We start from the raw sequence: 10,287 nt of genomic DNA on the forward strand, positions 1-10,287 counted from the left end.
CGCAACGACTTCGATATCGGCACCGCCGGCGGCGGTCAGACGTTGGACGACCCGTACGACCAGATCGTGAACTACATCTCCTCCACAGGAGCCAACAACTACGGTAAGCTCGCCAACCCTGACCTGGACAAACTCCTCACCGACCAGGAGCAGACGCTGGACTTCGCGAAGCGGCGCGACATGGTCTGGGACCTCCAGCGCAGGATGTTCGAGTGGGCGACCTTTGTCCCATTCGCCGAGCTGACCACAGTCTTCGGCGCGCATCCCTACGTTGAAAACCTCCCCGTCTCCCGCGCCTTCGTCGTCACCTCCGCCCACAAGTTCGAAAACGTCTGGCTGAATAAGTAACAAGATCCCGTCGCTCGCATAGTCCGAAATGTAAGAGCCCCCTGGCGACGCCAGGGGGCTCTTGTTGTTAGCGATAACCCTACTCCTACAGCATCATCTTCTGCTGGCCCGCCGCTTCCTCAGACCGCGTGGCCCTCTTCCCACGCTTCGCCGCACGCCGCGGCGGCGGTGGACCGTCGCCGCTAACCTGCGCCGCGAAGCGCCCATCGCTCACCTGCACGTAGAGCGCATCCCCGGAAGCGACTTGGGCCCTCTTGGTGACCAGCGCCCCACTTAGGGCCTGCTCCACCAAGGCATAGCCCCGGTTCAACGTGTTCCCCGGGTGCAGCGCCCCCAGCTGCGTCATCCTGCCCTTGATCTGCTCGCGCCACAAGGCCAGCTCCCGCCGCATCACTGCCGTGGCCGCCCTCGTCAGCTCGTCCACGCGCTGGCGGCGCATCGCCACGTCCGGCGCCAGGCGCGCCAGCCGGAGCTCATGGGTGCGCACCTGCTCCCGCGCCCCCTCCACCCTGGCAGTGAGCGCCTCATGGAGCAGGCCCTCAAAGGTGCGCACCCGATCCTTCAACTCCCGGCGGTCCGGCACCACAATCTCGGCGGCGGCCGAAGGCGTCGGCGCGCGCAGGTCGGCCACATAGTCCGCGATGGTGAAGTCCGTCTCATGGCCCACCGCGCTCACCACGGGGACCCTGCAGCCGTAGATCGCCCGCGCCACCCGCTCGTCGTTGAAGGCCCATAGCTCCTCCATGGAGCCGCCGCCGCGAGCCACGATGACCACGTCCAGCCCCGGCGTGCGATTCACCAGCTTCAGCCCTGCGACCACCTCGCCGGGTGCCTGGTCTCCCTGAACGGCCGCATGGACAAGCACAATCTCCACCAGAGGATAGCGCCGCCCGATGATCTTCTGGATATCGTGCCAGACGGCCCCCGTGCGCGAGGTGATGACGGCGATGCGCTTGGGAAAGGCAGGCAGCGAGCGCTTGCGCGTCGGGTCAAAGAGTCCCGCCTCCTCAAGCTTCGCCTTGAGGCGCAGGAACTCCATGTGCAATTCGCCTACCCCCTCCGGCTGGACCAGGTCGGCATAGAACTGCAAGTCGCCGCGCTGCTGGTAGAAAGAGACACGCCCGTGGGCCACCACCGCCGCGCCGTGGGTCAGCGCCTCAGCGCCGGTGGCAGGCTTGAACATCACGCACCGGATCTGGGCATCGCCGTCCTTCAGCGTGAAGTAATAATGGCCAGCCGCCGACTTGGTCAGGTTGGAGACTTCGCCGCTCAGGTACAGGTCGGCAAGGATGCGGTCCCGCTCGATATACTCGCGGACGTACCTGGCGATCTGCGAAACTTTGTAGATGGACATGCTGTCTTGGGCGCGGTTCTATCTCCGCACAGCATACCAGCTACAACACCACCGCAGGGAGCTTCACCCCATCGCGTACAATCAACAAGGCGTCCCTCGCCTCGTGCGCTCTTCCTGGAGCTTCGCGAGGAATAAGAGAGAGGTCTGCGGCCCACCGCCTCGCGGCCTTCCGCGTAGGGGCGGTCCGATTCCATCGGACGAACGCGGTCCTTTCTGAAGGACTCCGTGTGCTTCACCGGAGCGCGTGTCCTCACCCCGTGTGTGTCTTCACTCCGCATGAGGCATCGGAGCGGCACCGGGACCGCCCCCTGTCTCTCCGTGTGCCGCACCGGAGAGGGCCACCCGCTGCCAGGGCGCGGGGCACGCGCCCCTACACGCGGGCGGCCTGAGGCCTGCCCGAGAAAGTCTCCTCTAGCCCGAGGGGAGAGGAACCCGAGAAGCATTTGTCTTCAGGCCGTATCCTCGGCCCCGATGCTTCCCGGAAGGTGAGGGTGATTCCACCAATTGGGCTGCTCCAGCAGCCCCCATCCCTCGCTTCTCAGGAGAGGGACCAAGGGAGAGGTCTCCCCCTATAGCCGCTGCATCTCTTTCTTCGGCGCCCGCGTCAGGTTCACTGGCCTCCCCTTCTCAAGGGTGACGATGTTCTCGATGCGCACGCCGCCCAGCCCCGGGAGATAGATCCCCGGCTCCACGGTGTAGAACATGCCGTCCTTCAGCTCGTTCGCGGCGTTCCGGGAGACCCGCGGGTTCTCATGGATGAGCAGCCCCACGCCGTGGCCGGTCCCGTGGCCGAACTTGTCGCCGTGGCCCGCCTTTTCGATGACATCCCTCGCCAGCTTGTCCACATCGTGGCCCGTCATCCCCGCCTGCGCCGCGGCGATGGCCGTCTCCTGCGCAGCAAGCACATAGTCGTACACCTTTTGAAAGGTGGCGTCCGGTCCGCCTAGGAAGACCGTGCGCGTGATGTCGCTGCAATAGCCTTGGTAGCGCGCGCCGAAGTCCAGGACGATGGGCTCATGCCGCTCGATCCGCTTCTCGCTCGGGCGATGGTGCGGCAGCGCCGAGTTCGGCCCCGCTGCGACGATGGTCTCGAAGGAAGGGCCATCGGCGCCCTGCTCCTTCATCGAAACCTCCAGCCGCCAGGCGACCGCGGCCTCCGTCTCCCCCGGCTTGATCGTCGGCGCGACCGCAAGGAAGGCGTTGTCGGCGATCTCGATGGCGCGCCGTAGGATGTCGGACTCCTTCTCGTCCTTGTAGAGGCGCAATCCCTCCACAAAGTCGCTCGTCGCCATGAGCTTCGGCCGCGACCCAGGCTTCATCTTGGCAAGGGCGCTCTTCAGAAGTTCATGAAAGGCCACGCTGACGTTCTGCGCCTCAAAGGCCACCGTCTTCGCCTCGGCCCGCGTCAGGACCTCAGGCAGCCACGTTGCAAGGTCGCCCGAGAGCTTGCACAGCTCAAAGTCCGGGCACTGTCGCCCCACCTGCTCCCAATAGCGGAAGTCCGTGGCGATGATCGCCAGGTCCTGGGAGATAACCAGGTAGCCCGCGCTGCCCGTGAAGCCGGAGAGGTAGCGACGGTTCTCCGAGGTCGCGATGAAGATTGCGTCGAAGCCGTCCTTGGCCAGGCGCTCGCGCAATCGTTTGACTCGAAGGTTCATGGGAAGCGGCTCGATTCTAGCGCGCCGGAGTAACGCGGATGGGGCGCAGGAGCAATTCTAGCCCTTCTGTTTCGCCTCGGCCACCAGAAGCTCCAGCGCCGCGATGTAGCCCCGCCAGCCGAAGCCCACGATGACCCCCTTGGCGATGGATGCGATGACCGACTTCCTGCGCCACTCATCTCGGGCGTGGACGTTGGAGAGATGCACCTCGGCCACGGGTTTCCCCTGATCCAGCAGCGCATCCGCGATGGCATAGCCTGTGGCCAGGTAAGCGCCCGGGTTGATGATGACGCCGTCTGCCGTGGGGCCGTTCTTCTGGATAAAGTCCACGATCGCCCCTTCATGGTTCGATTGGAAGGTGACGACCTGCGCGCCGAGCTCCTTCGCCCGTTTAGCCAGGGCGGCGTGTATCTCGGCGAGGGACATCTTGCCGTAGATCTTCGGGTCGCGCTTGCCGAGCCAGTTCAGGTTCGGGCCTTGGATCACCAGATATTTCATCTCATTCCTCCTGCCGGACCGGCATCGTCATGGCCGATGCATGATCTTCGGCCTCTAGCGCCCTCTTCCGTGCCATCGGGTGGGCCGCCGTATAGACCGTCTTTGCGCGAGACAGCGTGATGTGGGTGTAGATCTGCGTCGTCGAAGGGCTGCTGTGGCCCAGCAGCTCCTGCACCACCCGCAGATCGGCGCCGCCGTCCAGGAGGTGCGTCGCGAAGCTGTGGCGCAGCGTATGGGTGTGCACCCGCTCCGCGTCCAGCCCGGCCTTCAGCGCATACTCCTTCACGATATGCTGCACCGAGCGCTGGGTCAGGCGGCGGCCGTATCTGTTCAAGAATAGCGCATCCGTTTTCGGCCTGTCGAGAAGGAGCTGGGGACGGAAGTCCTGCAGATAGCGATGGAGCGCCTCCTGCGCCGGCCGCCCCATGAGCACGATGCGCTCCTTGGAGCCCTTGCCCCAGACACGCACCTCTTTGTTGCCCATATCCAGATGGCGCACCTCCAGGCCCACCACCTCGCTCACCCGGAGGCCGGCTGCGTAGATCAGCTCAAGGAGCGCCTTATCCCGAGCGCCGTAGAGGTCGGTGACATCGGGCGCAGCAAGCATCGTGGAGATTTCCTGCGTCGTGAGGAAAGAGGGCAGCCGCACGTCCAGCTTGGGCGAAAGCGATTTGGCCTCCTTGGAGCGCTTGGACCACAGGCCGCGCCTAGGGACAGTCTCCTGCTGCGCCAGGTAGCGGAAGAAAGAGCGAATGGAGCTCAGGCGAAGGGCGACTCCCGCTTTATCGAGTTGCCGCTCAGCCAGGGAGGCGATGTATTTGCGTATAACGGCGCGGTCTACGCCGGCAAGGTCCGCGATCCCCTCTCTCTCGAGAAAATCGAGGAAGACGCGGACGTGAAAGTCGTAGGCCTCATGCGTGCGTGGCGAAAGGCCTCGCTCAGCGCTCAGATGGCGCAGATAGGCAGCAAGCGCCTCGGCATGTGTCGAGGAGACGGGCATGATGAACCTAGTTTAGAACTAAATCGCCAAGCAGTCGAATGGAACATTATGTCACAAGGCTCTTCCCAGAGGCCTCCGCTACAATACCTGGGTCGGCTCACTTACACCTATGGCAATCTGGCAAGCAATCGTCCTGGGCCTTGTGCAGGGGCTCAGCGAGTTCCTCCCCATCAGCAGCACAGGCCACCTGACCATCACCGGCAGGCTTATGGGCGTCATAGACGCGGACAGGCCTGAGGAGTGGACGGCCTTCCTCGCGGTGGTCCAGCTGGGGACGCTCCTAGCCGTGCTGGCCTATTTCCGAAGGGACATCGTGCGCATCACGCGCGGCTTCCTGGTCACCATCGCCAAACGGGATACCGCCACCGCCGATGACCGTCTCCAGGCGCGCCTGGGCTGGCTCATCCTTCTCGCCACGATCCCCATCGTCGTCTTCGGCCTGGCCCTCCGCAACGTCATCGAAGGCGACTTCACGAAGAGCCTGTGGGTCATCGCCTCCACGCTTCTCGGCCTCGCTGTTGTCCTCTGGACGGCTGAGCTCTTCGGCAGGCGGACGCGCGGCATCGGCCAGATAGGCTGGCGGGAGGCGGCGATCGTGGGCGCGGCGCAGGTCGTCTCCCTCATCCCGGGATCCTCGCGCTCAGGGACCACCATCGCAGGCGGCCTCTTCGCGGGCCTGACCCGGGAGGCAGCGGCGCGTTTCTCCTTCCTCCTCTCCATCCTCGCGATCATCGGATCGGCGCTCTACCAACTCCCTGACGCCCTGGATTCGACAAGCCTCTCGACGGCAGGACTCCTCGTCTCCATTGTCGCCGCCGCGATCTCGGGCTTCCTCGCCATCGCCTTCCTCTTGCGCTATCTCCAGCGGCACTCAACGCACATCTTCATCTGGTATCGCATCGGCCTTGGGCTTCTGCTCTTGCTCTTGCTTGCCTCCGGCGTGATGAACGCGCTGTAGCGCGGCTTGACTCGGAGGCCCGCCCACCGTAGGGTTCCTGCGAGGCATCTTCTGGAGGCACCCATGTCGCAGCTCAAGGGAAAGGTCGCCCTTGTCACCGGGGCGAGCCGGGGCATCGGCAAAGCTATCGCCATCGGCCTGGCCAGGGAGGGCGCGCACGTGGCCGCGGTGGCGCGCGCATCGGACGCCAAGCCGCTCAAGCTTCCGGGCACGGTGGACGAGACGGCGCGGGCGGCCAAGTCCTCCGGCGTGAAGACGCTTGCCGTCTCCGCCGACCTCACGAACGATGGCGATGTGGAGCGCGCCGTGAAAGAGACGCTGGACGCCTTCGGGCGGATTGATATCCTCATCAACAATGCCGCGATAGACTTCCCTGCGCCGCTCCTGGAACTGCCCATGAATCGCTACGACCTCATCATGGCGCTGGACCTGCGCGCGCCGTATCTCTTGGCCCGGCTCGTCCTGCCCTCCATGCTCAAGAACGGCTGGGGGCACATTCAGAACGTCTCATCCAAGGCGGCGACGAACCAATATTCGGGGCAGCTGCCCTACGGGATGGCCAAGGCCGCCCTGGAGCGCATGACGATGGGCATGGCGGTGGAGCTGAAGGACAAGCCCATCACTAACACCTGCCTGCGGGTGGACGTGCCCATCGCCTCAGAGGGCTTTGTGATGAACTTCAAGTCCAAGATTCCCAAGTTCGATACGTCCACATGGGAGAAGACGGTGGTGGGCGCGGAGGCTTCACTCTGGCTCTTGCGGCAGGCGCACGCCCAGTGGAACGGCAAGACGATCGGGATCTCGGAGATGCGCGAACAGTACGGCTATCCGAGGTTCCAGAAGTGGGAAGAGGGCGAGGAGTAGATCCAGAGTCGGCCTTCGCGGCGCAGCTCCTAAGGGGCGTATCGCGCGTGAGGTTGCCATGACTTTGCCTACGCAGGCGCGGTGACAGGCTCTTCCATGCCCTCGCGGTCCATCTCCGCGCCTTCCTCCAGGTCCTCCTCAATCGGAGGCGGGGCCTGGCCTTCGGCGGGAGGCGCGGTCGGAGCGGCGGCGGTGGGCCGCTTGCCCTTGTAATCGCACTTGGTGCAGCGCGCGCCCTTCCCCCATTCGCCCAGCAGACTGCCGCAGTTGGGGCACGGCTCCGCCATGGGCTTCAGGTTCATCGCAAAGGTGCACTTGATCTCTTTATTGAAGTAGTTGGAGCAGCCGTAAAAGCGCTTGCCCTTGCGGCTCTTCTTCTCCAGGATATCGCCCGTGGTGCACAGCGGACACTTCACGCCCGTCTTGATCTGGAAGGGCTTGGTCCCCTTGCACTCCGGGTAGCGGATGCAGGCCAGGAACCGGCCGAAGCGTCCGCTCTTGATAACCATCTGGCTACCGCAGAGGTCGCACTTCTCGTCTGACATTTCGTGGCGCTTCCGCAGCGTCTCCTTGGCGATTTCGAGCGACTTGTTGAAGGGGTCGTAGAACTCGCGGAGGACCGGCACCCATTCCTTCTCGCCATCGGCGATCTCGTCCAACTCCTCTTCCATGCGCGCCGTGAACTGCAGGTCCACCACGGTGGGGAAGGCGTCCTCCAGCAGCTGGTCCACCATGCGGCCGATCTGCTGTGGGCGAAGCGTCCCGCCCTCTTTCTTGATGTACTCGCGGTCATAGAGCGTCGAGATCGTGGGCGCGTAGGTGCTGGGCCGGCCGATGCCGTTCTCCTCCATCGCCTTGATGAGGGAGGCCTCCGAATAGCGCGGCGGCGGCTGGGTGAACTTCTGCTGGGGGTCCAGCTTCAAAAGCTCCAGCCCTTCGCCCTGGGCCATGGCAGGCAGCGCGCCATCATCCTCGGCGCCGTTGGCGTCCTTGCCTTCCTGGTAAAGCGCCAGGAAGCCCTTGAACTTCTCCACCTCGCCCTTGGCTTCGAAGATATACGTCCTGCCTGAGGGGCACTGGGCCTCGACCTGCACCGTCGTCGCGTCAAAGATGGCGTCGGCCATCTGACTGGCGACCATGCGCTTCCAGATAAGGTCGTAGAGCATCAACTGGTCGCTGTGAAGGTCATGCTTGATGGCGGACGGCTCGCGGTAGATAACGGTGGGACGGATAGCCTCGTGGGCCTCCTGCGCGCCCTTGGCCTTCGCAACGTAGGTGCGCGGGCTCTCCGGCACGAAGTCCGCGCCGTACTTCTTCCCGATGAAGTCGCGGGTCTCCGTAAGGGCGCTTGCGCTGACCACGGGCGAGTCCGTGCGCATGTAAGTGATGAGACCGACGACGCCCTCACTTCCGATGGAGAGGCCTTCATAGAGTTGCTGGGCGACGGCCATGGTAGCGCGGGCCGAAAAGCGGATCTTGCGGAAGGCGTCCTGCTGCATGGTGCTGGTGGTAAAGGGCGCAGGCGGGCGGCGCTTGGACTCGCGCTGGTTCACGTCCGCCACCACGTAGGCAGCGCCGTCCAGGTCGGCCTTGATGGCGTCCGCCTCGGCCTGATTGCGGACCTCCAGCTTGCCGTCCTGGCCCTTGACCGACTTGAGCAGGGCTTGGAAGACGATGACCTTTTCGTCCGGGCTCGCCGAACGCTTGCTCATCTCAAGGACGAAGCGCCAGTACTCCTGGGGAATGAACTTCTCGATCTCGCGCTCGCGGTCCACGAGCATGCGGAGCGCCGCTGACTGCACGCGCCCTGCGGAGAGGCCGCCGCGGAGCTTACTCCACAGGAGCGGACTCAGCTTATAGCCGACCAGACGATCCAGGATACGGCGCGTCTGTTGGGCATCCACCAGGTGACCGTCTATCTTTCGCGGGTGGGAGAATGCCTCTTTGATCGCAGGCTCAGTAATCTCGTGGAAGACGACACGACTGACGGGCTTGTCCTTCACATCAATTGCTTCAAGGAGGTGCCAAGCGATGGCCTCTCCTTCGCGGTCAGGGTCTGTTGCCAGGAAGAGCTCACTGGAGTCTTCCGCCGCCTGCGCCAAGTCCTTGATGAGGGCCTTCTTTTCCTTGGGGACCACATAGACCGGGGCGAAGCCCTGCTCCGGGTCCACGCCGATCTTGGAGCTGGGCAGATCGCGCACGTGCCCCATGGAAGCCTTCACCTCAAAGTCCGAGCCCAGGTAACGGCCGATCGTCTTCGCCTTGGCGGGCGATTCAACGATTACCAGCTTCTTGCCGCTCCCGGGGGAACTCCGGGCGGCCTTCTTGGGCGCCTTCTCCGCCTTTTCGGCGGCGGGCAACTTGGTCTTAGGACTTGCGCGCTTCGTGGGCATATTTCCACGTTACGATACTTGGCTAGGCCCCGTCAAACCCTCGGCACGCTTCCTCTTCTTATATAAGAAGAGGAAAGTGGTCAGGCCAGAACGTAATGCATCGAACCGACGTGCCGCGCGACGCCGTTCATCTCCATCATCGCAAGGGCGGAGGTGGTCATGGCCAATCGGCCCCACTCACATAGCTGGACCAATCGGCTGTCTCAAAGGCCTGGGTAAATCTCTGAACAAACAGATTGGCCTTCGTTTGTGGCAAGGTTACTCTCAGGAGCTTCACTCGAGCTTGCCCGGGTGTCTTCTGGACGCTTCGGGCGAATCCGGCATCCCGAGTGAAGCAAAGGTCATAGCCCTTCGCGACTTTGCGGTAGAGGGTGCCGTTATCAAGGCCTTTGAGACGAAGGCTGTTCACTGAGTCCAGGTGATGCCCTAGGGCGCGTAATCGGGTAACCAGTGACTCAGGTAGATTCTCGTCGAGGAGAACTCTCACGCGGCCGTCAGCCTGTCAGAACGGGCCAGCTCAGTCAACGCACCTCTAATAGCTCTTTCGCTAAGGCTTGGATACTCCCGAGTTATCTCGCTGATAGACATCCCAGTCGCGATGAGTTCGAGTAGTTGGCCGACAGAAATGCGCGTACCGCGTACTCTAGGAGCCCCACCAAGGTGCTTCGCATCAGAGACGATCCACTTCACATCCATCCTCCACCAGCAAAATCGCTTACCGATACCATGATAGCAGAGCCTGGGAAGTCACCATGCAAGCTAGATCAGCGCCGTTATCTTCTGCACGGTGTTCCAGTTCCGAGTCGTCACTTGCTTCCCGTACTCCTTCTCCAGAACATCCATGGCGTCTACCGTGCCCTTGCCTGGGGTTAGCGTGAGGACGCTATAGAGAGCGCCATCGGCTAGGCAGAGGATGCGGAAGGCCCTGTCAGGCGATTCGTAGGGGAGCTTGAGTTTGCTGGACGAGGCGGGCCCGAGGAAGGTGACGTAGAGGCGCGTCTCCGGCGTGACCTTGATGCCCTTGAACGGATCGGCCTTCACCATGGCCTGGAGCGCCTCGCCCGTGCGGACGATGACACCGATCTTCTTACCGAAAGCCTTTTCCAGGGCCGCCTCGATCACCGACGATGTGGCGGCCTTGGCGTTCGAAGCCTCAAAGACAACGTTCCCACTGGCAAGCAGCGTCCTGACGTTTGCAAAGCCAAGCGAAGTGA

At 63.4% G+C, this 10,287-nt stretch carries 9 protein-coding genes; 2 read left to right on the forward strand and 7 right to left on the reverse strand.

What is annotated here, in order from left to right; translation table 11 throughout:
• Nucleotides 1–433: 433 nt before the first annotated feature.
• The 4 genes from xseA to FJ039_11820 all read right to left on the reverse strand — a co-directional run bounded on the left by xseA (nt 434) and on the right by FJ039_11820 (nt 4,858).
• Nucleotides 434–1,702, reverse strand: a complete 1,269-nt coding sequence (xseA, locus tag FJ039_11805) for an exodeoxyribonuclease VII large subunit (protein MBM4406835.1) — start codon at nt 1,700–1,702, stop codon at nt 434–436.
• Nucleotides 1,703–2,271: 569 nt separating this feature from the next.
• Nucleotides 2,272–3,360 carry an aminopeptidase P family protein gene (locus tag FJ039_11810; GenBank protein MBM4406836.1) on the reverse strand — a complete coding sequence of 363 codons (1,089 nt, stop codon included), beginning with the start codon at nt 3,358–3,360 and terminating at the stop codon, nt 2,272–2,274.
• Between the two features lie 57 nt (nt 3,361–3,417).
• On the reverse strand, nt 3,418–3,858 hold the full coding sequence (aroQ, locus tag FJ039_11815; GenBank protein MBM4406837.1) for a type II 3-dehydroquinate dehydratase: 441 nt from the start codon (nt 3,856–3,858) through the stop codon (nt 3,418–3,420).
• Nucleotide 3,859: 1 nt separating this feature from the next.
• Nucleotides 3,860–4,858, reverse strand: a complete 999-nt coding sequence (locus FJ039_11820; GenBank protein MBM4406838.1) for a tyrosine recombinase XerC — start codon at nt 4,856–4,858, stop codon at nt 3,860–3,862.
• A gap of 109 nt (nt 4,859–4,967) precedes the next feature.
• Between FJ039_11820 and uppP the strand changes: the two genes are divergently transcribed.
• Together uppP and FJ039_11830 are read left to right on the forward strand one after the other, a co-directional pair.
• Nucleotides 4,968–5,816, forward strand: a complete 849-nt coding sequence (gene uppP, locus FJ039_11825) for an undecaprenyl-diphosphatase UppP (protein ID MBM4406839.1) — start codon at nt 4,968–4,970, stop codon at nt 5,814–5,816.
• A 63-nt stretch (nt 5,817–5,879) separates the two neighbouring features.
• A complete protein-coding gene (locus tag FJ039_11830) occupies nt 5,880–6,680 on the forward strand; it encodes an SDR family NAD(P)-dependent oxidoreductase (protein MBM4406840.1) in 801 nt (266 codons plus the stop codon).
• Between the two features lie 68 nt (nt 6,681–6,748).
• Here the strand turns inward: FJ039_11830 and topA are convergent, their stop codons facing one another.
• The 3 genes from topA to FJ039_11845 form a co-directional block, all read right to left on the reverse strand.
• Complete coding sequence (gene topA, locus FJ039_11835) at nt 6,749–9,073, reverse strand: type I DNA topoisomerase (protein MBM4406841.1); 2,325 nt, start codon at nt 9,071–9,073, stop codon at nt 6,749–6,751.
• A gap of 483 nt (nt 9,074–9,556) precedes the next feature.
• Nucleotides 9,557–9,769 (reverse strand): DUF433 domain-containing protein, encoded by a 213-nt coding sequence (locus FJ039_11840; GenBank protein ID MBM4406842.1) that lies wholly within the window; start codon nt 9,767–9,769, stop codon nt 9,557–9,559.
• Nucleotides 9,770–9,832: 63 nt separating this feature from the next.
• A partial coding sequence (locus tag FJ039_11845) for a DUF1697 domain-containing protein (GenBank protein ID MBM4406843.1) occupies nt 9,833–10,287 on the reverse strand: 455 nt, incomplete at its 5' end.

This window comes from Chloroflexota bacterium (genome assembly GCA_016875535.1).
Taxonomy (GTDB): Bacteria; Chloroflexota; Dehalococcoidia; order SHYB01; family SHYB01; genus VGPF01.